General features: G+C 41.2%; 26 protein-coding genes. 1 reads left to right on the top strand and 25 read right to left on the bottom strand.

Annotated features, from left to right (window positions below; all coding sequences use genetic code 11):
• Positions 1-43: 43 nt before the first annotated feature.
• The 13 genes from dinG to dapB form a co-directional block, all read right to left on the bottom strand.
• Positions 44-2,824: an ATP-dependent DNA helicase DinG gene (gene dinG, locus MKX73_RS13570; protein WP_340717895.1), complete on the bottom strand. Its 2,781-nt coding sequence runs from the start codon at positions 2,822-2,824 to the stop codon at positions 44-46.
• A gap of 560 nt (positions 2,825-3,384) precedes the next feature.
• Complete coding sequence (locus MKX73_RS13565; protein WP_340717894.1) at positions 3,385-4,533, bottom strand: cation:proton antiporter; 1,149 nt, start codon at positions 4,531-4,533, stop codon at positions 3,385-3,387.
• Positions 4,534-4,685: 152 nt separating this feature from the next.
• The gene (locus tag MKX73_RS13560; RefSeq protein ID WP_340717893.1) at positions 4,686-5,024 is read right to left on the bottom strand and encodes a transketolase; all 339 of its coding nucleotides are present in this window, start codon (positions 5,022-5,024) and stop codon (positions 4,686-4,688) included.
• Between the two features lie 113 nt (positions 5,025-5,137).
• A complete protein-coding gene (gene lpdA / locus MKX73_RS13555) occupies positions 5,138-6,475 on the bottom strand; it encodes a dihydrolipoyl dehydrogenase (protein ID WP_340717892.1) in 1,338 nt (445 codons plus the stop codon).
• Positions 6,476-6,612: 137 nt separating this feature from the next.
• Positions 6,613-7,191 carry a 3D domain-containing protein gene (locus tag MKX73_RS13550; RefSeq protein WP_340717891.1) on the bottom strand — a complete coding sequence of 193 codons (579 nt, stop codon included), beginning with the start codon at positions 7,189-7,191 and terminating at the stop codon, positions 6,613-6,615.
• Positions 7,192-7,381: 190 nt separating this feature from the next.
• Entirely contained in the window at positions 7,382-7,765 is a 384-nt protein-coding gene (panD, locus tag MKX73_RS13545; RefSeq protein WP_339175897.1) for an aspartate 1-decarboxylase, read from the bottom strand.
• On the bottom strand, positions 7,758-8,621 hold the full coding sequence (gene panC / locus MKX73_RS13540) for a pantoate--beta-alanine ligase (RefSeq protein ID WP_340717890.1): 864 nt from the start codon (positions 8,619-8,621) through the stop codon (positions 7,758-7,760). The genes panD and panC overlap by 8 nt, the downstream gene beginning before the upstream one ends.
• Positions 8,621-9,457 (bottom strand): 3-methyl-2-oxobutanoate hydroxymethyltransferase, encoded by an 837-nt coding sequence (panB, locus tag MKX73_RS13535; RefSeq protein WP_340717889.1) that lies wholly within the window; start codon positions 9,455-9,457, stop codon positions 8,621-8,623. Before panB ends, panC begins: the two co-directional genes overlap by 1 nt.
• A gap of 316 nt (positions 9,458-9,773) precedes the next feature.
• Entirely contained in the window at positions 9,774-10,757 is a 984-nt protein-coding gene (locus MKX73_RS13530; protein ID WP_340717888.1) for a biotin--[acetyl-CoA-carboxylase] ligase, read from the bottom strand.
• Positions 10,735-11,940, bottom strand: a complete 1,206-nt coding sequence (locus MKX73_RS13525) for a CCA tRNA nucleotidyltransferase (RefSeq protein WP_340717887.1) — start codon at positions 11,938-11,940, stop codon at positions 10,735-10,737. The genes MKX73_RS13530 and MKX73_RS13525 overlap by 23 nt, the downstream gene beginning before the upstream one ends.
• Positions 11,864-13,036: an N-acetyl-alpha-D-glucosaminyl L-malate synthase BshA gene (gene bshA, locus MKX73_RS13520; RefSeq protein WP_340717886.1), complete on the bottom strand. Its 1,173-nt coding sequence runs from the start codon at positions 13,034-13,036 to the stop codon at positions 11,864-11,866. Before bshA ends, MKX73_RS13525 begins: the two co-directional genes overlap by 77 nt.
• 84 nt (positions 13,037-13,120) lie before the next feature.
• A complete protein-coding gene (gene mgsA / locus MKX73_RS13515) occupies positions 13,121-13,525 on the bottom strand; it encodes a methylglyoxal synthase (RefSeq protein ID WP_079525887.1) in 405 nt (134 codons plus the stop codon).
• 16 nt (positions 13,526-13,541) lie between these two features.
• The gene (gene dapB / locus MKX73_RS13510) at positions 13,542-14,339 is read right to left on the bottom strand and encodes a 4-hydroxy-tetrahydrodipicolinate reductase (RefSeq protein ID WP_340717885.1); all 798 of its coding nucleotides are present in this window, start codon (positions 14,337-14,339) and stop codon (positions 13,542-13,544) included.
• Positions 14,340-14,529: 190 nt separating this feature from the next.
• On the opposite strand from dapB, the gene MKX73_RS13505 reads away from it, so the two are divergent.
• Complete coding sequence (locus MKX73_RS13505; RefSeq protein WP_340717884.1) at positions 14,530-15,396, top strand: YitT family protein; 867 nt, start codon at positions 14,530-14,532, stop codon at positions 15,394-15,396.
• A 260-nt stretch (positions 15,397-15,656) separates the two neighbouring features.
• Here the strand turns inward: MKX73_RS13505 and MKX73_RS13500 are convergent, their stop codons facing one another.
• The 12 genes from MKX73_RS13500 to aroH form a co-directional block, all read right to left on the bottom strand.
• Entirely contained in the window at positions 15,657-16,337 is a 681-nt protein-coding gene (locus MKX73_RS13500) for a zinc metallopeptidase (protein WP_340718903.1), read from the bottom strand.
• Positions 16,338-16,386: 49 nt separating this feature from the next.
• A complete protein-coding gene (locus MKX73_RS13495; protein ID WP_340717883.1) occupies positions 16,387-16,986 on the bottom strand; it encodes a DUF1405 domain-containing protein in 600 nt (199 codons plus the stop codon).
• A gap of 181 nt (positions 16,987-17,167) precedes the next feature.
• The gene (locus tag MKX73_RS13490) at positions 17,168-17,962 is read right to left on the bottom strand and encodes a menaquinol-cytochrome c reductase cytochrome b/c subunit (RefSeq protein WP_340717882.1); all 795 of its coding nucleotides are present in this window, start codon (positions 17,960-17,962) and stop codon (positions 17,168-17,170) included.
• 39 nt (positions 17,963-18,001) lie between these two features.
• Positions 18,002-18,676 carry a menaquinol-cytochrome c reductase cytochrome b subunit gene (gene qcrB / locus MKX73_RS13485; RefSeq protein WP_008404891.1) on the bottom strand — a complete coding sequence of 225 codons (675 nt, stop codon included), beginning with the start codon at positions 18,674-18,676 and terminating at the stop codon, positions 18,002-18,004.
• 22 nt (positions 18,677-18,698) lie between these two features.
• Positions 18,699-19,205, bottom strand: coding sequence for a QcrA and Rieske domain-containing protein (locus MKX73_RS13480; RefSeq protein ID WP_079525879.1), 507 nt, complete (start codon positions 19,203-19,205; stop codon positions 18,699-18,701).
• A 175-nt stretch (positions 19,206-19,380) separates the two neighbouring features.
• Entirely contained in the window at positions 19,381-19,824 is a 444-nt protein-coding gene (locus tag MKX73_RS13475) for a YpiF family protein (RefSeq protein ID WP_340717881.1), read from the bottom strand.
• 70 nt (positions 19,825-19,894) lie between these two features.
• Positions 19,895-20,443, bottom strand: coding sequence for a ReoY family proteolytic degradation factor (locus MKX73_RS13470; protein ID WP_340718902.1), 549 nt, complete (start codon positions 20,441-20,443; stop codon positions 19,895-19,897).
• Between the two features lie 15 nt (positions 20,444-20,458).
• Positions 20,459-21,703 carry a tetratricopeptide repeat protein gene (locus MKX73_RS13465; RefSeq protein ID WP_340717880.1) on the bottom strand — a complete coding sequence of 415 codons (1,245 nt, stop codon included), beginning with the start codon at positions 21,701-21,703 and terminating at the stop codon, positions 20,459-20,461.
• 152 nt (positions 21,704-21,855) lie between these two features.
• Positions 21,856-23,142, bottom strand: a complete 1,287-nt coding sequence (gene aroA / locus MKX73_RS13460; protein ID WP_340717879.1) for a 3-phosphoshikimate 1-carboxyvinyltransferase — start codon at positions 23,140-23,142, stop codon at positions 21,856-21,858.
• 34 nt (positions 23,143-23,176) lie between these two features.
• A complete protein-coding gene (locus MKX73_RS13455; RefSeq protein WP_340717878.1) occupies positions 23,177-24,274 on the bottom strand; it encodes a prephenate dehydrogenase in 1,098 nt (365 codons plus the stop codon).
• Positions 24,271-25,371 carry a histidinol-phosphate transaminase gene (hisC, locus tag MKX73_RS13450; RefSeq protein WP_340717877.1) on the bottom strand — a complete coding sequence of 367 codons (1,101 nt, stop codon included), beginning with the start codon at positions 25,369-25,371 and terminating at the stop codon, positions 24,271-24,273. Before hisC ends, MKX73_RS13455 begins: the two co-directional genes overlap by 4 nt.
• Positions 25,372-25,396: 25 nt before the next feature.
• A complete protein-coding gene (gene aroH / locus MKX73_RS13445) occupies positions 25,397-25,759 on the bottom strand; it encodes a chorismate mutase (RefSeq protein ID WP_340717876.1) in 363 nt (120 codons plus the stop codon).
• Between the last annotated feature and the right edge of the window lie 2 nt (positions 25,760-25,761).

The following is a 25,761-nucleotide window of genomic DNA, read 5'->3' as shown; positions in this document are numbered from 1 at the left end:
TGTTTAAAATTTTGTTTCATTTTTGTCAACCTGCTTTCCTTCCTCATCGTTTTTCATTATACCAATTTCCTAAGCTTTGCACCATACTGTGTAGAGGCAGTTTTTGTATAGAAATCGGCGGTAATGACTCGATAAACTGCTGTCCGTATGATTTCGTTTCAATCCGTCGATCCAAAACGATAAATACCCCTTTATCATGGCTCGAACGGATCAATCGGCCGAATCCTTGCTTGAATCGGATAATGGCGTCCGGCAGGGCGAGTTCTGTAAAGGAATTTCGCCCTTGCTGCGTTATATAATTGGCCCGCGCTTTAAACGCAGGCTCTTCCGGTGAAGAAAACGGCAGCCGCACAACAATGACCGCAGACAGGCCGTCTCCCGGTACATCGACCCCTTCCCAGAAACTGTTCGTTCCGAATAATACGGAATGATTGAACTTTTGGAAAGACTTTAATAATCGCATACGGCTTCCCGATGTCACGCCTTGTGCAAAAATCATATAGTCGCTTAACAATTCACTTTCCTGTATAAGATTGACTGTTTTACGCAGCATGTCCTGCGATGTGAATAAAACAAAACATCTACCATTCGTCATGCGCACCGTATTTGTAACAGCATGTGCGACCTCTTCGATATACTCGGATTGTGAAACGGCCTGAATGTCCGGCATGTCATTGACAATATACAGTTCCGCCCCATCATAATAACTCGGGTCCGCATGCAGCTTTTCAATCGGGATCGATGGATTGATGCCAAGCTGATTCGTAATAAAACGCTCATTGCTTGGTACTGTTAATGTTCCGGAAGTCCAGACAATGCCGCTTTTTTCACGGATCGGGTCAAAAAGCTTCCGGATCGACGAAGTCACTTCAATCGGCTTTTTATAGAGCTGGATACTGCCCGGTACACTGCGCTGGTCCAATTCCAGCCAGCATGAATAATCAGGATCCTGACTTAGAAATACATCATCCCACTCTGCCAGTTTAATCGTAAACTCATTGACGATATACTGCCATTGCTCAATCAAATATTCATGCTCCGGTGCCAGCTCTTCCACACTTGAAGTGAACTTCCGGATAAGCTCGGTCGCCTCATCCACCCATTGCTGCACAGTTAGCGAAACTTTCATTAAAACTTCACGTCCCAATGGTAATTCAGAAACAAAGACTTCGATTTTCTGTTGTTTAGGCTGATGATGCGCATCCTTCACCCCTCGAAGCAATGCCGCCATTGCCGTATCAAATGCATTGACCATTTGAATATAGCGCTTTTCCAGCTGATCCAGTGTTTGATAATTCAGCAGCTGTTTCTTAATCGCAACTCGACGGATCTTATAAAACAGCTGTTCATCTTCCTGTATACCAATTTGTCCAAATAAATATTTCCAATTCATATAAGTGAATATTTTTTCGTGCTGATTGATTGCAGCCTGAATAAACTGATGTGCCTCATCGATTACCCAGCCGCCTAATGAATTGAAAATCTGTTCATTGCGTACGAGATCGCTGAGCAGCATTGCATGGTTTGTCACAATAAGGTCTGCCTGGCGACTATTTTGAATTGCACGTGAATAAAAATCATAAAGCGGCATTGTCGTTTTCGGCAATGCCGTCTTACGGATTTTATCAATGAGCAGCTGCCCGCCGCCCGACACATTCAGTTCACTTAAATCACCCGTCTCTGTTTTCGCAAGCCAGATAAGTGTTTGCAGTACTGTAAATGTCTGATCATAGGAAACGTCCTGCGTCTTAAGCTCTTTCTCGAATTTTTCGATATCGATATAATGATTCATCCCTTTTAACAAAGCCATTTTAATCGGCTGGCCAAGCGCCTGTTCCAATATCGGAATGTCATTTTGCATAAGCTGATCCAGCAAATGGGATGTATACGTACTGATTCCGATTTTCTGATTTGTTTTCTTAGCATAATAAATCGATGGCACTAAATAACCCATCGTTTTTCCGATTCCCGTTGATGCTTCAATGACATGTTCCGCTTTTGCGTTGAATGCATGCCATATGCTGTCCATCATTCGAAACTGCTGCGGGCGCTCTTCAAAATCGGGAATCCCTTTTAATAATAAGGCCATTTTTTCTTCTGTCGTTTGCGGGTAAACAAATGGATTGCCATCACTTTTTGGTGTCGGTGCCATTTTACGAATAGCGATTTTACGGTAAAAGACATGCCCTTCATCCGTTAATGCTTTACTGCGTTTTATGACAAGCGCATCAAAAAACAGCTGGGACAAGTCTGTTCTTAAACGGAAAGAACGTTTATGCAATTGTTCCAAAGTAACGAGCGGCAATGTTAACAGCTCTTCCCAGCAATGTTTCAGCAAATACGCTGTCGCGAGTGCATCATCATCCGCACGGTGTGCACTTTGCAGCTCAATATGAAAATCATTCGCTAAATCCGCTAATTTGTAGCTTAACGACATCGGGAACAAAATTTTTGTCAGTTCAACCGTGTCAATTTTCTTTCCGTGCCATTTTGAAACACCGGCACGATTAAACTCCGCCTGCAAAAAATTCAAGTCAAAATCAGTATTATGGGCTACGAATACAGCCCCTTCCAGCAGCTCATAAATATAATCTGCATACGCTTCAAATGGCAGCGCATCTTTTACATCTTCGTCTGTAATATTAGTTAAATCCTGTATAAATAACGGAATCGGTTTTCCCGGATTAATAAATGTAGAATATTTTTTTACGATTTCCCAGCCTTGCATTATGACAATGGCGATTTGAATCATACGGTCGCCGCCAGCAGGAGAATGGCCTGTTGTTTCAATGTCGACAATCGCATATTTTTGACTTTCCTTCATTTTTCTTCAACTCACAGTTCAAGTAATATAACGGCATTTTATCATACTGAAGGTGATGAGGTCATGTAATTGGATAGTAGGAATAAACGTGGCCTTGGGATGCTGTGTTTACAAATACAGCATCATAGCCGATATATGTACGTTTTTAAAGTTCTAATATATTTTTATTTCATCTAATAAAATCTTATTCGTTCTAATAAAATCCCGATTTTCTAATATACCCGCTCATTGTTCCAATATAAGTCCAATTTGTTCTAATATCCATTTCGGTTTTTCGAATATCCATCGCAAGTTTTCTAATATACTTCCAATTGTTCTAATAAATCGCATCGCACCTTTACTCTATTTGGCGACAAAAAAAACCTAGTGCCGCCTCAAGGACAACACTAGGTTAATATACTATGTATAGGTGTGCAGGGGCTCATCTCCCTGCACAATTCAAAAGCTTCCCAGCAAATCCGTGCTGTTGGTGGAGGCTTTTGTTGTGAAAACTAAATCTTCACCGAGGTTTTGGCACCTAAATCATAGAATACACCAATTTAAGCAATCATTCAACTGGTTTAATCGATTAAATTAGAACGATTCCCGAAAATTCCTTTTAACATTGGTGGTGTAACCAACGTTGTAATAATTATAACGATTACCATTGGTGTATAATCTTCCGCCGGCAGCAATCCGCTAGATAATCCCATTGCCGCAAGAATCAGTGCAACTTCACCACGAGAAACCATCCCTGCACCGATACCTGTTGAAGATTTCCAGCTGAAGCCTGCCAATTTTGCACCAAGACCAGAACCGATAAGCTTCGATAAAATTGCCACAATCGAGAAGATAACTAAGAACCAGATATTTTCTGTAATTCCCGCAAAAGTAACGGACAATCCGATACTAACGAAGAAAAACGGCACGAAAATCCCGTTCGCAATCGGTTCAACTTTATGCTCGACTGTCTCTTTAAACGGAGTGCGTCCGATTGCAATACCAATAAAGAATGCACCGATAATTGTAGCGATACCAAAGTAATGTTCACCTATGTATGCTAACGCAAAACATGCAATAAGCGCACCGCTTAATACTGCTTCCGTAACTTTCAGGCGACTGAAGAGGCGCAAGAACGGTGGAATAACCCATTTCATTACTACAAATAATAGAATAAAGAATAATACTTTACCGCCAATTAACACCGGAATCGATACATTGTCCCCAACTAGGAAACTCATAGCTATTGCAAGTAATACAACAACCATAATGTCATCCAATACTGCAGCCCCTAACAATGTAGAGCCTTCCTTACTTTTCAGCCAGCCAATTTCGCTTAATGTCTGAACCGAAATACTTACTGATGTCGCGGCTAATGTCAGTCCGACAAAAATAGCCTGCCCTTGTGTTAAACCAAATGCCAATGCCAATGGATAACTTAACGCTATCGGTAAAACAACACCGCCGATTGCAACAAAAACGGCCCCTTTCATATTGGCATTCAAGTCTTCCAGATCTGTTTCCAAACCGGCTAAAAACATTAATAAAATTACCCCTATTTGACTGAATGTTTGCATAATATCGTTGTCAGTAATCCAGCCAAGCATTGCAGGACCGATAATGATACCGATCAGGATTTTTCCGAGTACTGAAGGTTGACCTAACCGTACCGTTAAATGCCCTGCTATTTTTGTTGCCAATAAAACGATAACAATTTGAAAAATAAACATAATATCCCCCTTTTACTATACAAAAAGGCATGGTTCCGCCAGTTTGACTGACTCCACCATGCCTGCTACGTATTGGACTATTTTTATTTTAAGTCTAAAAAAATAAAAATGCAATGATATTCTAATATTATCTGAATATTTTTCTTTTAATGCTAGAAAAAGCCCGGCAATACTTCCCGCTGGAAATACTGGTTCTTTCTAAGCCATACATTTAAAATATGGCGATGTGTCAGCAGTTTTCTCCGTGACGCATGCCTTCTTTGCGCTTCCTGCAGACTTTCGAGCAATATACGCGTTTCCGTCAGACATTGTTCAGGCTCGGTGATTACTTTCAAGGCCGGACTGATAAGCCCATGTTCCTGCAGTAATGCGAGCACTTTAGCAAACGCTTGTCCCATCGCAATATAGTTTTCTTCTATATTAAAATCAATACATTGATATAATGTGTTTTCCACTTCTTTTTCTACAAGCTCCATTGACTGATTTTTCATATGTCACCTCATGTTGGAATTGTATACAACAAGTATAGTAGAATTCCTCCCAATAAAAAAGAAATTGGATTGAAAAAAGCTACGGAGCATCTCAACTGCACCGTAGCAACAAGTTATTTTGCATGAATCGCTTTTCCGAAAACAGAACGTGCCGCATCACCAACATGTTCGCTGACTGTCGGATGCGGGAAAATGAGCCTTGCCAAGTCTTTTACTGATCCTCCCAATACTTTTGCCGCGAGCATGGAGTTGATCATTTCCGTCGCGCCGTCTCCAACGACACATGCCCCGTAAATATCGCCTTCAGGACTCGCTACAAACTTCATAAAGCCCTGTGTATTTCCTTCAAGCAGTGCTTTAGGATTCGTAGGTAAATACATCTTCGTTACAATGCTGTCTGCAGGTGCTTCGTGCTCCAGCATGCCGAATGTCGCAATTTCAGGATGTGTATATACACATCGCGGAATTTCCTGCTGATTGATCACTTTCGGATGCTTTCCTAAAATATAGTCGACTGCATGTACACCTTCTGCACTTGCAGAGTGGGCAAGCTGGAAACCGCCTACTAAATCGCCAATCGCAAATATACCGGGAATACTTGTTTCATAATGGTTATCTACTTTGATCAAACGGCCATCCATCTGCATTTCCAGCACTTCCGCTATTTCGGTGTTCGGACGGCGCCCTGTCGCAAACAGTAAATTTTCAAACGGGAAATTCCCGATTGATGTCTGTACATGGTCAGCATGGATTTCTTCGAACGTAAAGTCTGTCACAAGTTCGATTCCCAGCTGATTCATTTTCTCTTTAATAATTGGTCTTGCATCCGGTTCTTCTGTTTGCAGAATATCTTTGCTATGGTTTAATACGGTTACTTTTGTTCCCATTGGCGCTAAAGCAAATGCCATTTCTATTGCAATGACCCCGCCTCCGATGATCGTCAACTGTTTCGGCAGCTCCTGGATCGAAAAAAACGTATCCGTTGTATGATATGATGCGTTTTCAAGTCCTTTAAACGGTGGAACAAACGGACGGCTGCCTGTTGCCAAAATGACATGATCTGCTGTAAATGCTTCTTTCCCTATGATCACTTTTCGTTCTGCGGTTACTGTCGCCTTTCCGCGGAACATTGTAATCTGTGCGTTTTCGATAAATGTTTCAATATTTGATAACAATTCATCAACCACTTGATCTTTTCGCTGCATCAACTTCGGAAAATCAATATTGATCGTCGGGACCGTCACACCCCAATCAGTCCCGCGCCGAATTTCCTGTACAAGTTTACTATGCTCAAGCATAATTTTTGAAGGAATACAGCCGACATTATAGCAGGCACCTCCAACTTTATCTTTTTCGACAAGCGCTACTCTCAACCCGCTTTTTGCTGCATGAATGGCCGCCACGTACCCTCCAGGTCCTGCACCAATAACGGCTAAATCAAATTTATCCATATAGACCACCTCATTTTTCACATTAGCATTACAGATTGGGGAATGCAACAAATCCGGCGTCAATATTCTTTTAATTCCCAATATTCATTCAATAAAAAACGGCGATATGCCAATTGCATTCGCCGTCCGTCTATCTATTATTTTAATACTTTAATTTCTACATTTTTACGTCCCCAATTAAGCGCGGTTTTTTTCGTCTTCATGAAAACGTCAATCCGGTTCCCTCTGATCGAACCGCCTGTATCACCGGCAACCGCAATTCCATACCCTTCTACCCATACTTTCGTTCCAAGCGGAATCACCTTTGGGTCAACCGCAATCAGTTTTATATCCGGATTTTTCTTTAGATTAACTCCGGTAGCCGTCTTTCCGGAACATCCTTTACAGTACGCAGTAAAAGCGCTTGCTTCAACAGTGAGTGTTTTGACAACTTCATAGTCATCAATTGTTTCCTTTTTCTCTTTCTTTTCAACCGGCACTTTCTTGTTTTTAATATGAGCCGGTAATTTCAGTACGAAGCCTTCCGTAACTTCTTCTATGTCGTTAACTTCATTTAATTCAAGCAATGTATATACCGATGTGTCATAACGATCTGCAATTTCATCCAATTCTTCACCTTTCTTCACAGTATGCGTAGCTGCAGTTGCCGCGCTTGCGAAGAATAAGGCAGTGACCAAAAAGAAGGCAAAGCTAAATAATAGTTTGTTTTGAAACATATTAATTATTTCCCCCTGTATCTTTTGTCTTTTTTGTAAAAGCTAAATCCAAGTCTACACATTTTATATTTCAAAAAGATTACAAGGAGATGATATAAAAATTACAATATTATCCTTTATAAACGAAAAATGTAATATAAAAAAGCTGTCATATAGGAATAATCCTTCATGACAGCTTTTTATATTAAATTTACATGATTGTCGCTTCCGGTTCGTAAGCGATTATTTCTTTAATTGTATTGCTTTCCCCCATGATCGCAACAGTCGGAGTATGTTCGGCAACTTCTTTATTATCCACATACACGTATGAAATAATAATGACAATATCGCCTTTTTGAACAAGACGTGCCGCTGCTCCATTTACACAAATGACGCCCGATCCGCGCTCCCCGGCGATAATATACGTCTCAAAGCGTGCTCCGTTATTATTATTGACAATATGGACTTTTTCGTTCGGCAGCATGCCAACCGCATCCAAAATATCTTCATCAATTGTAATTGAACCTACATAATTCAAATCTGCCTGTGTCACTTGTGCACGGTGGATTTTACTGTTCATCATCATTCTAAACATGGACTGCTTCCCCTTTTAATGAAAAAATCAAATTATCGATTAAACGTGTTTTACCAAGATGAACGGCAGCTGCAATTACGATTTCCTCTGTCTGATCATCGACTTCCTGTAAATCCGGATAGGATAAAACCATCAAATAATCGACATGGCCATCCGTATTGTCATGAATTATTTTTTTAGCGAGTGCAATGGCCGATTCCACACTGCCGGATTCCAGCAGCTCTCTTTTCGCCAGTTGGAGCCCTTGCTGAATCGCTGGTGCCTGTGAACGTTCTTCAGCAGTTAAATAAACATTGCGGCTTGATTTTGCCAATCCGTCCTCTTCGCGTACAACCGGCACAACTCGTATTGTCACCGGGAAATTGTAATCGCGTACCATTGTTTGAATGATCGCCACTTGCTGCGCATCCTTTTGCCCGAAATAAGCACGGTCCGGCTGCACTAAATTAAAGAGCTTCGCTACGACTTGCAAAACCCCGTCGAAATGACCAGGTCGGCTAGCCCCGCATAAAATATGCGCCTGCCGTCCTGCACGAATGGAAATCCCTCCATTGTGCGGATACATTTCTTCTACAGACGGCGCAAATATATAATCTACACCTGCCGATTTTGCCAATTCTGTATCACGCGGTAAATCTCTTGGGTATGATTCAAAATCTTCATTCGGGCCAAATTGTGTTGGGTTGACGAATATACTCATGATAACAAGTTCATTTTCCCTGCGAGCGTTTGCAGCCAATGTTAGGTGCCCCTCATGTAAAAAGCCCATTGTCGGGACAAGACCGATTGACTGGCGGTTGTATTTTGCCATTTGAACTACTTCCCGCAACTCGGCTATCGTTGTTAATACGTTCATTATTTTACGCCTCCGTAAAGCTCGATCAGCTCTGTCTCTTTCATTGTGAAACTTTGTTGTAATGTCGGGAATGTACCTGCTTTAACAGCGTTTGTATAATTCGTAATCCCCTTTTCTACCTCGGCGCCGACTTGTGCGAATGCTTCAACAAATTTTGGTATATGATGGTTTCCGTATTGCAGTAAGTCATGGAATACTAGTACTTGCCCATCCGCATTTGCCCCTGCACCAATGCCGATTGTCGGAATCGTCAAGTTATGCGAGACAACTTCCGTCAACTGATGTGGAATACATTCCAGCACGACAGCACATGCGCCTGCCTGTTCAACAAGCAGCGCATCTTTTATCAACTTTTCCGCCTGTTCGGCTGTTTTCCCTTGCACTTTATAACCGCCAAGTACTCCTGCCGATTGTGGCAGCAGTCCTAAATGTGCCACTACCGGGATACCGGCATCGGTTAACTTCTTAATAACAGGTACGATATCATCTGCTCCTTCTACCTTTACAGCATTTGCATTCGTTTCCTGCATCATTTTCACAGCCGTTTTCAATGTTTCGTTCACATCCCCATGATAAGAACCGAATGGCATATCGACGACGATGAATGTATCCGGTGCACCTCGGCGAACCGCTTTGCTATGGTGAATCATATCTTCCACCGTTACACGCATTGTCGATTCATAACCCAGTACGACCATCCCGAGGGAATCCCCGACAAGTATCATATCGACCCCTGCAGCTTCAGAATATTTCGCTGCCGGATAATCATAAGCGGTAATCATGACAATTTTTTCGCCTTGCGCCTTCATTTTTAAAAACTGTGCAGTTGTTTTCATATTCTTCCTCCTTAAGTGGAAAGAAAACAAAAATACCCCTCTATCTAAAATTAGACAGAAGGGTAGTACCATACGTAAATTCAACACATTCCATACTTTATGCCGAATAGAATCGAACTGAAAGTATTAAATGAATTCATTTATGCGCGTTTTCTTCCGTCTCTGTCCTGTAAGATCAAAGCAGATTTTTTTTAATATCGACTAGCAGTTGCAGGTACAGTTCTATTAAGATACTGTCCTAGAGCTACTATAACAAGTTTGGAAGAAAACGTACAGACTAAATAATTAATGTAAAAACTTTTTTTCGAGGCCTTTATTATAAAATTTCAATATCAGCTGAGTATATGGATTTTATTTCTCCGTTCGCTTGACGAATTTCCAGGACTCCGTTCTCAGTGATGCTGACAGCTTCCCCTTCAACCACTTCACGGAGTGTTGTTGCTTTCACCTGTTTTCCGATCGTCCCCGAAGACTGTTCCCATAGCTGTTTGATCTGACCGAAGCCGTTTTTCACGTATTCGTCACTGTATCTCTCCAAAGATTCAAGCACATTGGCGACAAAGTGCACACGTTCAATCGGCTCCCCTTCTTCAATCGCAATCGATGTTGCAATCGATTGCAGCTCTTCAGGAAAATCGCTTTTCTTCTGATTGACATTGATGCCAATTCCAATCAGCAATGCCTGGATGAGGTCAGCCTCAGCTACCATTTCAGTTAAAATACCCGTTGTTTTTTTGCCGTTGATTAAAATATCATTCGGCCATTTTATTTCAGGTGTGAAATTTTTAAAACTCGACTTCATCGCTTCAATAATGGCCACAGCAGTAACTAAAGTAAATTGAGGGGCCTGGTGGGGGGCAACGTCAGGGCGTATGATGACAGTCATCCAAATCCCTTGCCCTTCTGTCGATTCCCATTCACGCATCATGCGTCCCCGCCCTGCAGATTGATGCTCAGCGATGACAACCGTGCCATCCGGTGCACCGGCCCGGACTAGTTCATGCGCAACAAGCTGTGTCGACTCCACCGTTTCATAATAATGGACTTGTCGGCCATAGCGTTCCGTCGTCAAAAATTGCTGCAATTGACCCATATCCACTTTATCCGGTACAGACACCAGTTTATACCCGCGTTTTTTTACTGTTTCAAACTCATAGCCTTCCTGCTTCAATGTTTGCATATGCTTCCATATTGCAGTTCGGGAGACATTGAGCTCATCCGCCAGCACTTGACCGGAAATCGGTTCTCCATCCGCGGTCAAAAACCGCTTCAAAATTTCATCCTTCATCGTGAAATGCATAAAACCATTCCTTTAATCGTTGTTTATCATTTTGTACTTTCCCGTTTAAGACTGCTTCTACTGCTGCATCAAGCGTCTGTTTAATCCAGCTGCCGCGTTTTTTCGGGGACCATTCCAACAGATCTTTTCCTGTAATCGCCAGCTCATGCACATGCTGTATCGGCAATGTGTTTTTTCGTGCCACCAATTCTTCATAGCTCACTTCAAGTTTACGATTCCGCCAAATAGAAAACTGGCAGGCCGTTTTAAGAATAATTGGATCAAAGCGCATCAAATCAACCTGACTCATCCCCCCAAGAAGACTTTCATAAGCATCCAACACCGTTTTCACGAATAGCTTATCTTTATTCGAACAGCGATACTTCGTAAGGAGCGTCAAATCGCTGCCGTTTACTAAGCAGAAATATGCCCAACCAACTTGTCGGTCTTCCGAATAAAATTGCGTCCACTCCGAAGAAGTAAAGTCGCCATACAGAAAATTACTCAATGTCGTTTTTTCCAAGTATTCAATTCCGAATGCTGCATGAGCAGAGATCAGAATCTTTGAAAGTTCTACTTGAATTCGCTCGATTGCAACATATTCAATCGATGCCGCTTTTTGTCTGATTGCTCCGAAAGTGTTTTCCTCGATTGAGAAGTGAAGCTGTGCAGCAAATCGGACAGCCCGCAGCATTCGGAGAGCATCTTCTTCAAAACGCTGATCCGGCTCCCCTACAGCACAGATAACTTTGCTGTCGATATGTTGGCGGCCATTGTAATAATCGATGTATTCTCCCGTTTGACTTAGAGCCATTGCATTCATTGTAAAATCGCGGCGTTTTAAATCCTCTTGTAGATTTCGAACGAACTCGACTGTATCCGGACGACGATGGTCACTGTAAGTAGACTCTGTCCGGTAGGTTGTTACTTCGATTGGTTCTCCACAGTCCAGTACAATGACCGTTCCGTGAGCGATTCCGACATCGATAGTGTGGGAAAAAATCGTTTGAATTTCTTCAGGCAATGCACTTGTTGCGATATCGACATCATTATTTTCTTTTTGCAAATAATAATCCCGCACCGCACCTCCTACAATAAAAGCTTCGAAACCGGCATGTTCAATCTTTTTAATGACTTCCTTTGCCGCTTGCCATTGTTGCGGAATCATTCTTTTTTTCAACCACTCTTTCATATATACGTTCATATTGTTCAACCATTTTTGTTTCATGGAACTGTTCGCGTACAGATTGTAGTGCGGCTTCTTTGAATGCCTGATGTTTTTCAACATCCTGCAGCAGTTCGACCGCATAATCCGCGACAGCCTGTGTATCTCCTAGCGGAACCAAATAGCCGTTCACGCCATGATTGATCACTTCGGGAATCCCGCCGATTGCTGTACCGATGCCGGGTACACCGCATGCCATCGCTTCCAATAATACGAGCCCGAACGATTCCTTTTCTGAAAGCAATAACTTAATATCACTGATTGCAAAAAGTTCTGTAATGTTTTCCTGCTTCCCTAAAAACAGTACATCATCCGTATAAGGTGAATCTTTTACAATATCTGTCACACGGTGCTTTTCCGGTCCATCCCCGACTAATAATAATTTGGCCGGCATACGCTCACGTATTTTCAGGAATGAATCAACCACGTCCGGCAGATTTTTTATTTTACGGAAATTCGAAACATGGATAATTACTTTTTCATGCGGTAAAATACCAAATTGCTCTTTTAAATTGCCGGGATCCACAGGCTTAAATACATCCTCATCAACGAAATTATAAATAGTTTCAATCGGTTTTTTCGTATCGATTAAAGCATATGTCTGCTGTTTTAACGATTCCGAAACAGTCGTTACTGCATCGGAATAGTCAATGCCATACTTGATCGCCTGCGCCAATGTGGAGTCTTCGCCCAAAACGGAAATATCCGTTCCGTGAAGTGTTGTGACAATACCGAACTTCTCGCCGCTCATATGACGGGCCAAAACTGCACAAACCGCATGAGGAATCGCATAATGAACATGCAGTAAATCCAGTTTTTCTTCTTTAATAACATCAGCCATTTTACTTGCTAATGCAATATCGTATGGTGGGTATTGAAATACCGAATAATTATTCACTTCCACCTCGTGGAAAAAAACGTTTGAATAAATTTTATTAAGTCGAAATGGCACACTTGATGTAATAAAGTGAATTTCATGTCCTCGTTCTGCCAACATTTTGCCTAACTCTGTTGCAATTACTCCCGAACCTCCCACTGTCGGGTAACAAGTAATACCAATTTTTAATTTTTTCATTCGGCTCCCCATCCTTTCAACAATACGATTTTAACTTTCTTTAAAAATTATGAAACAAATTTATAAAGTAAAATTGACCGGCATTTATTTTCTGCGTTCCTCTAAAATGCGCCAGTCAACAAAACCTTCCTGAAGCCCTTTTAATAAAATTTCCGCTGTTCCCATATTTGTCGCAAGCGGTATGTGATACAAGTCGCACAACCGTACCAATGCCATGACATCCGGCTCGTGCGGCTGTGCGGTCAATGGATCGCGGAAGAAAAACACCATATCCATATCATTATTAGCGATCATTGCACCGATTTGCTGGTCTCCACCTAACGGACCCGAGCGAAACTTTGTAATCGGAAGTCCCGTTTCGGCTTCAATCATTGTGCCGGTAGTGCCTGTCGCATAAAGATCATGCTCTTTCAAAATATCACGATATGCTATCGCAAACTGAATTAAATTATCTTTTTTCCGGTCATGTGCTATTAATGCGATTTTCATAATTATCAACCCATTTCTAAATGATGTTCTCTAATCCGTAGATTAATGTATTGGTTTTCATTACTTCTTCAATACTAAATGTAACACCGCTCATAAAGCTTCCTCGATTTAATGAATCATGACGGATCGTTAATAATTCACCTGTGCTGCCAAACAGTACTTGCTGATGTGCAACTAAACCTGGAAGTCTTACTGAATGGATATGCATGCCGTCAAAGTCTGCGCCTCTTGCACCAGTATGAGTTTCCTTTTCTTCCGGATGCCCTTGCTTTTTCGCCTTACGGACTTCACTGATCATTTGTGCTGTTTTAATTCCCGTACCAGATGGCGCATCAAGCTTTTGATCATGGTGCATTTCAATAATTTCCACATCCGGGAAATATTTTGCGGCATCTTTGGCAAACTTCATCATTAATATTGCACCAATCGCGAAGTTCGGCGCAATAATACAGCCTAATTGTCTTTCTGTTGCCATTTGCTGCAGTTCTTCAAGTTGTTCATCGGTAAAACCTGTCGTCCCTACAACTGGACGTATGTTATGTAATAATGCCTGTTTTGTTCGTTCATAAACACAAAGCGGATTTGTTAAATCTAAAAGTACGTCCGGTTTTGTCTCACGCACCAGCTCGACAAAATTTGTATAGATCGGAACTTTATAATGGTTTGGAAACTCTTCAAGCAATGCCAGTGATGTACCGACTTCTTTATAATCAAGTGCCGATACAAGCTCCATTCCATCATTATTCATGATAGTATGCACTGCTTCTGTTCCCATTTTGCCTCGTGCGCCGGCAATTGCTACTCTGATTGTCATACTGAAAAAACTCCTTTTTACTGTTAGTTGCTTTTATCCTTGTTAAATAAAATTCGAGTAATATAATGCGGCATTGTTTGGTTCATCCATATTGTTGTCAAATGCGCCAAAATCAAACATAATAAACAATGTAGCTTTTTTTCTGCTCCAGCACATATATTCTTACTCAACCGATTTTAGGAGGTTTACTATGCAAGGAATAAAAATACAGAATATCATCGGAATTCTTATCGGTTCCGCAATATTCAGTTTCGGTTTTGTCCACTTCAATATGCAAAACCAACTGGGTGAAGGTGGATTTAGTGGTATTACACTTATTTTATATTTTACACTAAATTGGGACCCAGCATTAATGAATTTGTTATTAAATATTCCAATGTTTATTCTAGGATGGCGTTTACTCGGTAAAAAAGCATTTATCTATACGATCATCGGTACACTAAGCGTATCGGTATTCTTAAAAATCTTCCAAATTTACGAAGTCAATATGAACTTGCAGGATGATCTATTCCTTGTATCGTTGTTTGCAGGGGTCTTTGTCGGAATCGGCCTAGGGATTGTGTTCCGATTCGGCGGGACAACCGGCGGGGTCGATATTCTGGCCCGACTTGCAAATAAGTATCTTGGTTGGAGTATGGGTAAAACGATGTTCGGCTTTGATTTCTTTGTCATTATCCTTTCCTGGATGACGTTTTTGGATGCCCGTTCGATGATGTATACATTAGTAGCCGTATATGTTGGCGGCCGTGTCATTGATTTGGTGCAGGAAGGCGCCTATTCGGCTAAAGGTGCATTTATTATTTCAATGAAATCCGATGAGATCGCAAACTTAATTACGAATAACATGGACCGTGGCGTAACCGTTTTTGACGGTCATGGTCACTTTACGAAAGAACACCGTGATGTTCTGTACTGTGTCATCGGACGAAACGAACTTGTCCGTCTAAAAAATATCGTCCACGGCGTCGACCCGCACGCATTTGTTTCCATCATGGACGTCCGTGATGTGACTGGAGAAGGTTTCACACTGGATGATAAAAAACAGCCGATAAATTAGTCTTTTGAAGTATATTTATTTGCATTTTTAAATATTGTCCGTTGATTTCCACTGCGGGCGGACGCTTTCCGCGGGCGCGGCTCGAGCCTGTAGTCTCTCCCTCGCGCTTTTCCCGCAGGAGTCTGCCGCCCTCCATTCCAATCAACTCCCGTTTAATCAAAGCGGACACAACTTAATAAGTTAGTAAATGGTTGAATAATATTCAAAAAAAGTCATTTTCCCTAATGGGGAAAATGACCTTTTTTAATTTCTATTAGATATTAATCTTCCGAAGTCATGCCTGTGTAAATCAGGATTAAACGTAATAGTTCCATTATTGCTACAGCTGCTGCTGCCACATATGTCATTGCCGCTGCATTTAAAACTTTGCGTGCTGAGCGTTCTTCTGTATTGTTGATAATACCTAAAGATACGACTTCATTCATCGCACGTTTGGATGCATCGAACTCTACCGGTAATGTTATCACTTGGAACACAACACCCGCTAATAATAAAGCAATACCTACCAACAGTAAACCTGAAGATGAAGCTAAAATACCGATCAATACAAAAATCCAAGACATATTTGATGAAATATTAGCTACCGGCACTAATTTCGAACGTAATGTCAGGAACGAATAAGCCTCCGCATGCTGTATCGCATGTCCTACTTCGTGCGCTGCTACAGATGTACCGGCGATTGAAGAATTGTAGTAGTTGTCCTCAGACAAGGCAACCGTTTTAGTTGCAGGATTATAGTGGTCGGCCAAAAAACCTTGAGTCGGTACTACACGAACATCCGTTAAACCATGTTGATCTAAAATATAACGTGCTACTTGAGCACCTGTCATTCCTTTTTCAGCTGGAACTTTAGCAAACTTTTTGTAAGTGCTCTTTACCTTCATCTGCGCATACAACGGTAAAAGCAAAATGATAATAAAATAAATAATATATAACACTATTATCGAACTCCCTTTCTATCTCTTTCTATGCTTTAATTTTAAAGGCTTTCTAGTCTTGTTGCAAATATTCACGCTTACGGCTTTCAAGAAAAGCAAAGATTATACATGCCATCGAAAGCCAGAAAGTGAAGTATCCGATCTCGCTTGGATACTGGTAAATGACTCTGTAAAATGGCATTTGGCCAAATAAATAGTCGATTATATCGTTATGCAGTGTCCAAACAGCCGCAACCATCACGTGCCACATTTTAAACCGGTAATTCGGTAAATACAGAACAGCCTGTACTGCCATCAAAAAATGTGAAGCAACGAGCATCCATCCGTCCGCTCCCAACTGTCCATTCTCTGCAAATGTCAGCAGATTCATCGCAACTGCCCATAATCCATATTTTATTAACGTGATAAAGGCAAGCACTTCCATTAATCTAAAGTTTCTGCCGATCAGCCACCCAATTATGGCAAAACAGAAAAATAAGCTTGCAGTGGGCGAATCCGGTACAAATATATAGTAAATCGGTTCTGTTACTGCCAACTGCCCCCGATACCAGTAATAACCGTAAACGGTACCAAGCAAGTTAATAATAAGCAGCAATGTTAAAAAGGCACGATGGTTTAATACGTACCATAATTGCATCATATATGCTTTCATTTATTCACCTTTTTCATCCTTATTGTTCATTATTCCGTATTATGTAGTGTGTGCAACTAAACCAAATATTGTACGTCTTTAATTATATATGTTCTTAATTGTTACGCAAGCTTTCGCTAAAAACCAGAAATAAAAGAAAATTAAAAAGAGAGTCAATATTCTGACTCTCCAGTGTAAAAAATTATTCAGCTTCTTTTAATCCTGCGATAAATTCAGCTAAAACTTGAAGTTCTTCCTCTGTACCTGTAAATGTATCAGCCGGCATACCGCCACGACCATTCACAATTACTTCCTGAACTTCTTCGGCTGTTAATTCATTGCCTAGAAGCATCGGGCCGGATACCCCTGCCAAATCTCCACCATGACATCCAATACAAGAAGTCTGAGCCTGGAAAATTTCATAGCCTTCGGAAGTTTCATCTACTTCCACATCCGGAAGTAAACCTAAATGTTTATCCGTAATTTCACCTTGTGCATCAACTGCTTCCCAGTCAGTTGCCTGAACAGATTCCCACGTTGTATAAATTAGTGCTGCTACAGCCAATAACATAAACGCTGTTGGTAAAGGACGTTTAAATGGACGTCGTTCAGGTGTTCTATCTAGAAATGGCACTAATGCTAATGCACCAAATGCAATACCTGGAATTACCATTGCGCCAATGACATTATATGGACCGGATGCATAAGAGTATTTTAATAGCTGGTACATTGATAGGAAGTACCAGTCCGGTAACGGTATATAGGATGCATTTGTTGGATCTGCCGGACCTTCAAGTGGTGAAGGATGTGCGACAGTTAATAATAAATAACCGATTAAGAAAACTGCACCAACCATCCATTCTTTTAATAAGAAGTCAGGCCAGAAAGCTTCTGTTTTCCCTGGATACTCGGAATAATCTTTTGGCACGTTCGGCATACGGTTATTCGCTTTAACACGTGAATCACCTACGAACTTCATACCTTTTCCGCGTTGCATAGTGTCCCCTCCTTAAAAAATAGTACAATTAGTTTCGGATCATAGAGGTCCTGAAATACCTTGGCGGCGGATCATGATAAAGTGAACTGCCAGTAAAGCAAATAATGCTGCCGGTAAGAAGAATACATGAATAGCAAAGAAACGAGTTAAAGTTTGCGCCCCGATAATTGTGGAATCCCCAGCTAATAATATTTTTATCGTTTCACCTAAAAACGGAACAGATGCAGCAATCTCGATACCTACTTTAGTCGCGAATAACGCTTTCATATCCCATGGTAATAAATAACCTGTGAAACCTAAACCTAACATAATGGCAAAGATACCTACACCAACTAACCAGTTTAATTCACGCGGTTTTTTATATGAACCTGTGAAGAATACACGAAGTGTATGTAAGAACATCATAACAATTACTAAAGATGCCCCCCAATGGTGCATACCACGAACGATTTCACCGAATGCTACTTCGTTTTGTAAATAGTAAACTGATTTCCAAGCATTCTCTACATCTGGTACGTAGTACATCGTTAAGAACATACCTGATAGAATTTGAATTACTGTAATAAAGAATGTTAATCCCCCGAAACAGTAAACGAATGCTGAAAAGTGATGGGCAGGGTTAACGTGCTCTGGCACTTCATGGTCGGCAATATCACGCCAAATAGGAGTAATATCTAAACGTTCATCGACCCAATCATAAATTTTATTTAGCACTGTGTCGTACCCCCTAACTTATTTAGTTACTGTGTGTGTTAGCGATTTTTTTTCCAAGCAATAAGAAACCATCATTTTCTGACACTTCATACATATCCAGTGGTCCAAGAGGCGGTGTACCTTTTACGTTTACACCTGTTTTTTCATAACGTCCCGCATGACATGCACAGAAGAATTGATTTGCGTGTTCTGGATTACCTTCCCAGTTTACAGTACACCCTAAATGCTTACATACAGGTGAGATTGCGATGATTTCGTCACCTTCTTTGTAAACCCAAGCAGCATCAGCTACTTCTGATTTGTACCAACCATCCGTCTGTTCATACGAGAAGTCCACTTTTACTGGAACTTCTGTAATTTCGGCAATTTTTTTGCTAGTTTGTACAAAATCACCATCTTCTTTTGACTGAAGAATTGGGTCAATAGCAAAACGTACCATTGGCATTAACATTCCTGCCGCCATAAATCCACCTACACCAGTAATTGTATAAGTTAAAAATTGACGTCTTGTAACTCGATTCCTACTCATCCTTTTCCCCCCTCTTACTAAAAGGTCAGTCCAACGGACATATACTTTTAAAAATAGTAAATAACTAGGACATATCTATGATATATCAACTGAATAAGTTGGTCAATATAGCATTCATTTCCAAAAGTGTAGTTTGTGAACATTTAATGAAACAAATGTCGCACATATATGCTCGTTAAACCCAAATTTTCGTAAAAGTTGGGATGACTTGTTTTAACTGGTCTTCCAAAATTCTCTGTTTTACACCCTGGTCCATAGACTCAAGCGGGATAGCCGGAAGCCAAATAATATTTAAATATTCTTTAAATTCAGTCCATGAATGGTCACAGGTAATAAAGACCACTGCTTTAAAACCTGCTTCCTTCAATTCTTTTTCCATTGTTGCTGGCATATTATCTGACTTGGTTCCCGTTGTATATGAAAAGGGAGGGAATAGTAAAAGGCGACCTTTAAACTGCTGCTCTATGAAATTCGTCAACGTCATTAAATATTCAGAAGCAGAACTGCTCTGCTTTATCCCCTGATCTGAAAAATCCAATTGCACTAGCGGGACAATCGCCGTATCTATAAATTGTTTTTGTGCCTGGAACTGTTCTACATCTTTTACAATAAAGTTCATATTCTTTCCTCCTAGTACCTTTAAACTTCTGAAAATAGGAAAGAAGTAATTTTTTTAATAAAGTCCAAAATTACTTCGTATGCTTCAATGCCTGCAATAAATTAGACAACTCGAAAAAACGCTCTTTATCTCCACTATCCAGCGCTTCATCTATTTCTTTTAACAGCTGCTGTTCCTGGAACTCTAGTACACTATTTTCCAGCAAACGCTCGGCTGCCAGACGGTCCTTTTCACTAATAAAGATATCAGCCGGTACGTAAGGGTTTTCCTCCAGTACCGCCAAATACAGAGGGTCAGGCGGTACACTTGGGAAGTTCAGCTGAAAGTAAATCGCCTCATGTGCATTGATACGTAAATCATGAAATGCTTTTTCAGCGTCGGATGTCATAATATTTTCTTTATAAAATCGGAATGGGATACTCGTTGTCTCAATTGTCGACATTACAATGGAACGCGGGCAATAATGTGCTTCATCAACGAAATGAACGTTTTGCAACAAGTCGTCATTACTTAATAAGTAATTTAAAATCCATACACCTTCACGTCTTTTTAACTGGAAATTTTTCAAAAACCACCTGATAAACAACTTTTTGTCATTCAGTGGTACGGAATATGTCAACATGCAATCCTCCCTTTACTCAAAGCGTTCTAACAAATCAGTCCATTGCTGTTCAGAAGGCTGTAATTGGACAAGGCGCTCGGCAATTTGCTTTGCTTCATCACGCTTGCCGTCCTCAACTAAAAACAGGAAGTATTTCTCTAAAAACTCAACATCATCGTTAAATTCATTATATGCCTCTTTGTAAATTTCGTATGCTTTTTCAAACAGTTCTTCTTCATTATAAGCATTGGCTACAAATGGATATAATGCGACCCATTCGAATTCATTTTGATGCAATTGTTCATATAGTGAAATAATTTCTTCATAGCGTTGTTCCGTATTGTAAACCGACATCAATATTAAAATTGCTTCCATATATTCCGGATCCAATGCAATGGCCTCACTCAAAAAGTCTACCGCTTCCTGTTGCTTGCCATTTTTTATCGCCATTTTCCCTGCAAATAAATAGAGAGATTTATCGTATTCGTCTCGTTTAAGACCTTCTTTAATAACTTTTAAGGCACGCTCATTATCCTCAAGCATTGCATAACTTTCAGCCAGCAGTAAATAGGCTGAGAAATAATCAGGGTCCAACTCTTTTAAATCTTCCAGCTGTTTTATAGCTAGTTCATATTTTTCCGTCTGGAAAGCTGCATAGGCCGAGCCAAACAGCAAGTCTGCTGTAACCTCTTCTTCAAGTGCTTCCATATAATAATCCAGGGCTGTTTCATAACCTGCACCTGCGCGATAAACTTCCGCAAGACGCTGAGCTAAAATTATACCAGCAAACTTTTTATCAATGGCATACAGCTCTTCATAAATTCGAACAGCCTCTGTAAAACGACCTGTTTCAAATAATAATTCTGCTTTGGCAAATTGCAGCAAAGGTTCATGTGGTAAAATTTGCAACGCATCATTAATCCGCTGTTCCGCCACCTCAAATAACCCCTGCATTTGATAATAGTCCGCCAATACTAACAGCGCTTGAGGATATTCCGGTGCATCATCGGCAATTCCCATTAGTAAATCGAGGGCATTATCCTCTTCACCAAGCTCAATCAATACGCTTGCACGATCGATTGAAATTTGCGCTTCCTCAGGAAATAAAAATTGCAGATGCTCAAAAACGCGGTCTGCTTCATTTAAAAATCCGTAATGCATAAGGGCTTCAGCTACTTCATATTGTGCTGCGGGTTCAGCATCCATTAAAAAAGATTCAAGAAGTCGGTTAATCTCCTCTAAATTGCCTTCTTGAATCGCTTGTAGTAATTGTTCCATGTGTATTTCACCTTTTTCTTTTGTTCTCAATATTATGCTACATGACGAAGCAATGCATCACAAGAAAAAGAATTCGGATGTTTTATAAAATTCTTTGGGCAAAGCAAAAAAGAGATGTAAAAAGTAATTTCTTTTTACATCTCCGTAAATCATTATTTTATAATACTATTCACATGTTCAAAAAAAGTCGGGTAGGAAACAGCGATGCAATCCGCATCATCCAATTCCACTTCCCCATCCGCAACAAGAGCAGCGATCGCAGCCATCATTCCAATACGGTGGTCACCATATGTTTTCAAGCTTCCACCATGTAAAGGTGTCGGGCCTTCGATCACCATGCCGTCATCTGTCGCCTCAATATTTGCGCCCAGCTTCTTTAACTCATTGACAACCGCATCGATACGGTTTGTTTCTTTCACTTTAAGTTCTTCCGCATCTTTAATGACTGTTTTACCAGCTGCCTGTGTCGCAAGCAGCGCAATAATCGGAATTTCATCGATTAGGCGAGGAATAATAGCGCCCTCCACTGTCGTTCCGTTTAGGTCGGAAGTTTCAATCGTAATTGCAGCAGTTGGTTCTGCCGCATTCTCGTCATTGACTGAAATGGACATTTTCGCCCCCATATTTTGAAGCACTTCCAGAATGCCGTCACGTGTCTCATTAATTCCCACGTTATTCAGAACAATTTTGCTGTTTTTCGCAATAGCACCAGCAACAAGGAAAAATGCTGCCGATGAAATATCACCTGGTACATTTACATGGGTTCCCGTCAGCGTTTGACCGCCTTGCAGTGATACAACACCATCTTCAACCGTTACTGTTGCCCCGAACTGGCGCAGCATACGTTCTGTATGATCACGCGAAATTTCTTCCTCACGTACAACCGTTGTACCTTCCGCACGAATACCGGCAAGTAGAATAGCTGATTTCACCTGGGCACTTGCAACAGGCATTTTGTAGTCAATCGCTTTTAACGGCCCGCCCTGAATCGCAAGTGGCGTATATTGTCCATTGTCTCGTCCGGCAATTTGCGCACCCATTAAACGTAATGGATCTGCAACACGACGCATCGGACGCTTACCAATTGATGCATCACCTGTCATGATTGTATGTAATTTCGTGCCGGATAGCAGTCCTAGCATTAAACGCGTAGTTGTGCCTGAATTTCCTGTGTAAAGCACTTCTTCCGGTTCTTTCCAACCGTCGATTCCCGGGCTGTTGATCGTTACGTCTGTCCCGTTGACTTCAATGTCTACCCCTAGCTTTTGGAAGCAGTCAATTGTACGCAGACAGTCTTCTCCCAACAAGAAGCCACTGACAGTCGTTTTTCCTTTTGCAATGGAACCGAACATCACCGAGCGATGCGATACCGATTTGTCACCCGGCACCGTAATATCTCCCTGTAATGATGGTTGACTGTATTGCAATGTTGTACTCATATATGAACCCCCTTTAAGAAAATCCCATTGCCCTTTATGAAATATAAGTATCGAACTTTGCCTTGTGTGCAATGCATTGTGCGGCACGTTCACGGTCTTCGTTTGTCTGGAAACTGATGACCAGGATACCGAATACATCGACACGTGTTTCAACGATACGTATATTTGTAATACTTATATTATTTTCTGCCAATAAGCCTGTTACTTCTGAAATGACCCCTGGATAATCCGGGATATCGACATAAAGATCATACGGCATGTACAAGGCACCGTTTGCAACCGGCAAACTGTCCCGGACATCACGCGCTTCACTGAAGTAGTTCTCGATGGCCTTCGCATCGCCTTCAGCCAATAGATCACGGACACGCTGCATTTCTGTAAGCCAATTATCAAGCTGTCCGACTAATTCCTGTTTGTTTTGCATTGTAATATCACGCCATAAAGCAGGGTTTGATGAAGCAATCCGTGTAATATCACGGAAACCGCCGGCAGCTAACGAAGAGGTCATTGGATATGTCTGTTTTTCACTATTTAGCTGATGTACTAAAGACGCCGCGATAATGTGAGGGAAATGGCTGACAACAGCTGTCATATGATCGTGTACCTTTGCATCGACAACGACCATTTTCCCTAGTGTAAATTTCAGCAGATCGTCCAGTGCGGCAAGCTTTTCAAGTTCCTCCCCTTCATGGGGTGTCAGCATATAGTAGGCATTTTCAAGTAAATACGGCTTTGCTGCGGTAATCCCGCTCTTATGGGAACCCGCCATTGGGTGCCCGCCTATAAATGTAATACCCAGTTGTCGCAGCTCCAATGCTTTTTCCATTATTTTCGCTTTTGTACTGCCTGTATCTGTAATAATGACATTGCGTTTTAATTCCCAAGACTTAAGCTGTTCCATAAAGTCGAGTGTGACATTTACCGGTGTACCAAAAATAATTACGTCCGCCTCTTTTGCAAACCCAGCAGGATTTTTTACTACTTCATGAACGACTTGCAGTGTGTCCGCTAATTGTCGCGTTTGTTCATGAGCATCATAGCCGAACACTTTTGTATGTGGTGCCTTCTGCAAAGCCATCGCTACAGATCCACCAATTAACCCTAGTCCGATTACGAAGACATTTCGTGTCATGCAAGAACTCCTTGTTCATTTAAGACCTCTTCAAGAAGTTGTAAAAATCTCGCATTTTGAGCTTCAGTACCGATCGTCACACGAATATAGCCTTCCAATCCTAGTGCTGCCCCGCTTCGGATAATAAATCCGCGCTTCATCATTTCTTCAAACACAACATTACTTGGCGCTTTCACTTCAAACATGACAAAGTTCGTTTGAGAAGGGAAATAATTTAAACCGTGCTGCTCGCAAAATTCTACAAACTGCTTTTTGCCGATTTCGTTCGCTTTACGGCAGCTGGCAATGTATTCCTGGTCCTGTAGTGCAACCTGCGCAACTTGTTGGCTTAAAATCGTATTGTTGAATGGTGCACGCACCGGATCAAGCTTTGCAATAACGTCTGCTTGGGCAATTCCGTAGCCGACACGGAAAGAAGCCAGTCCATACGCTTTTGAGAATGTACGCAATAAAATTAAGTTCGGGTAGTCACGGAAATAATGCAATGTATCTTTATAAGAGGCATCGTTAATGTATTCCACATATGCTTCGTCCAATACAACGAAAACATCCTTAGGCACTTTAGCCAAGAAAGCACTCAATGTCTCATCCGATACGATAGTACCTGTCGGATTGTTCGGATTGCACACCCAGACAACCGATGTATTTTCATCAATTGCATCCAGCATTGCTTCCAAATCATGGACACCATTTTTCAATGGCACTTTACGGACTTCTGCTCCTTCAATCTCTGCATTATGCCAGTATTGAGAAAATGACAAATCTGCCATGACTGTGTTCACACCTGGATATAATAATGCACGGGTAATGATTGCGATTAAATCATCCGATCCATTCCCTAAAATGATTTCATTTTCGGCAACGCCATAGAAATTTGCCAACGATGTACGTAAGCTTTGAGCATAACCGTCCGGATATATTGCATGATTGGATTCATCTTTTTGTAAAAATTGTTTCACTTTTGGTGAGCTGCCGAAGGGATTTTCATTCGATGCGAGCTTCACGACTTCATCTAATCCGAAAAGCTTCTTAACTTCTTCAATTGGTTTCCCCGGTTGGTAAGCTTTCATTCCAAATAACTGTTGTTTCCACTTCATCCTTAACGTCTCCTCTTACTCGCAATTATTTCACTAAGTCTGGTCTTAATTTTACCGCGTCTTCTAAATAAACATGTTGGATTTTGTGCTGTGGCGTATCCGTATTGACGTGTAATAATACGCGGATACATAATGGCAATGCACCAGGCACATCCATTTCATGCATGCACATAATCGGTACAAACTGCCACCCCGGCATCGTACGTACCGACTTTGCAGGAAAGGCGGAATGAATATCCGGAGTTGCAGAAATTGTCACAGAGGCAATATCTTCCGGTTCAATACTATTTTGTTTCGCAACTTCTTTCACTAGTCTTGCCGTTTCTCCCCATACATACTCCGCTTTATCTTCAACAATCGTAATTGCGCCGCGAATTCCACGAATCATTG

The organism is Solibacillus sp. FSL W7-1436 (assembly GCF_038007305.1).
Classification (GTDB): Bacteria; Bacillota; Bacilli; order Bacillales_A; family Planococcaceae; genus Solibacillus.
Note: the sequence above shows the minus strand (reverse complement) of the source record. Positions and strands in the feature narration are given on the sequence as shown.

Bases quoted from the DNA above. Each gene is read 5' to 3' on its own strand.
- MKX73_RS13465 (WP_340717880.1), bottom strand. From the start codon at position 21,703: ATGGAACAATTACTACAAGCGATTCAAGAAGGCAATTTAGAGGAGATT.
- MKX73_RS13565 (WP_340717894.1), bottom strand. From the start codon at position 4,533: ATGTTTATTTTTCAAATTGTTATCGTTTTATTGGCAACAAAAATAGCA.
- dinG (WP_340717895.1), bottom strand. From the start codon at position 2,824: ATGAAGGAAAGTCAAAAATATGCGATTGTCGACATTGAAACAACAGGC.
- mgsA (WP_079525887.1), bottom strand. From the start codon at position 13,525: ATGAAAATCGCATTAATAGCACATGACCGGAAAAAAGATAATTTAATT.
- MKX73_RS13480 (WP_079525879.1), bottom strand. From the start codon at position 19,205: ATGAGTAGGAATCGAGTTACAAGACGTCAATTTTTAACTTATACAATT.
- MKX73_RS13550 (WP_340717891.1), bottom strand. From the start codon at position 7,191: ATGTTTCAAAACAAACTATTATTTAGCTTTGCCTTCTTTTTGGTCACT.
- panD (WP_339175897.1), bottom strand. From the start codon at position 7,765: ATGTTTAGAATGATGATGAACAGTAAAATCCACCGTGCACAAGTGACA.
- MKX73_RS13455 (WP_340717878.1), bottom strand. From the start codon at position 24,274: ATGACACGAAATGTCTTCGTAATCGGACTAGGGTTAATTGGTGGATCT.
- dapB (WP_340717885.1), bottom strand. From the start codon at position 14,339: ATGACAATCAGAGTAGCAATTGCCGGCGCACGAGGCAAAATGGGAACA.
- lpdA (WP_340717892.1), bottom strand. From the start codon at position 6,475: ATGGATAAATTTGATTTAGCCGTTATTGGTGCAGGACCTGGAGGGTAC.
- MKX73_RS13525 (WP_340717887.1), bottom strand. From the start codon at position 11,940: ATGAACGTATATATGAAAGAGTGGTTGAAAAAAAGAATGATTCCGCAA.
- bshA (WP_340717886.1), bottom strand. From the start codon at position 13,036: ATGAAAAAATTAAAAATTGGTATTACTTGTTACCCGACAGTGGGAGGT.
- hisC (WP_340717877.1), bottom strand. From the start codon at position 25,371: ATGAAGTGGAAACAACAGTTATTTGGAATGAAAGCTTACCAACCGGGG.
- MKX73_RS13505 (WP_340717884.1), top strand. From the start codon at position 14,530: ATGCAAGGAATAAAAATACAGAATATCATCGGAATTCTTATCGGTTCC.
- MKX73_RS13475 (WP_340717881.1), bottom strand. From the start codon at position 19,824: ATGAACTTTATTGTAAAAGATGTAGAACAGTTCCAGGCACAAAAACAA.
- MKX73_RS13490 (WP_340717882.1), bottom strand. From the start codon at position 17,962: ATGCAACGCGGAAAAGGTATGAAGTTCGTAGGTGATTCACGTGTTAAA.
- aroA (WP_340717879.1), bottom strand. From the start codon at position 23,142: ATGAGTACAACATTGCAATACAGTCAACCATCATTACAGGGAGATATT.
- aroH (WP_340717876.1), bottom strand. From the start codon at position 25,759: ATGATTCGTGGAATTCGCGGCGCAATTACGATTGTTGAAGATAAAGCG.
- panC (WP_340717890.1), bottom strand. From the start codon at position 8,621: ATGAACGTATTAACAACGATAGCCGAGTTGCGGGAAGTAGTTCAAATG.
- MKX73_RS13560 (WP_340717893.1), bottom strand. From the start codon at position 5,024: ATGAAAAATCAGTCAATGGAGCTTGTAGAAAAAGAAGTGGAAAACACA.
- MKX73_RS13530 (WP_340717888.1), bottom strand. From the start codon at position 10,757: ATGCATTTCACGATGAAGGATGAAATTTTGAAGCGGTTTTTGACCGCG.
- MKX73_RS13495 (WP_340717883.1), bottom strand. From the start codon at position 16,986: ATGAAAGCATATATGATGCAATTATGGTACGTATTAAACCATCGTGCC.
- panB (WP_340717889.1), bottom strand. From the start codon at position 9,457: ATGAAAACAACTGCACAGTTTTTAAAAATGAAGGCGCAAGGCGAAAAA.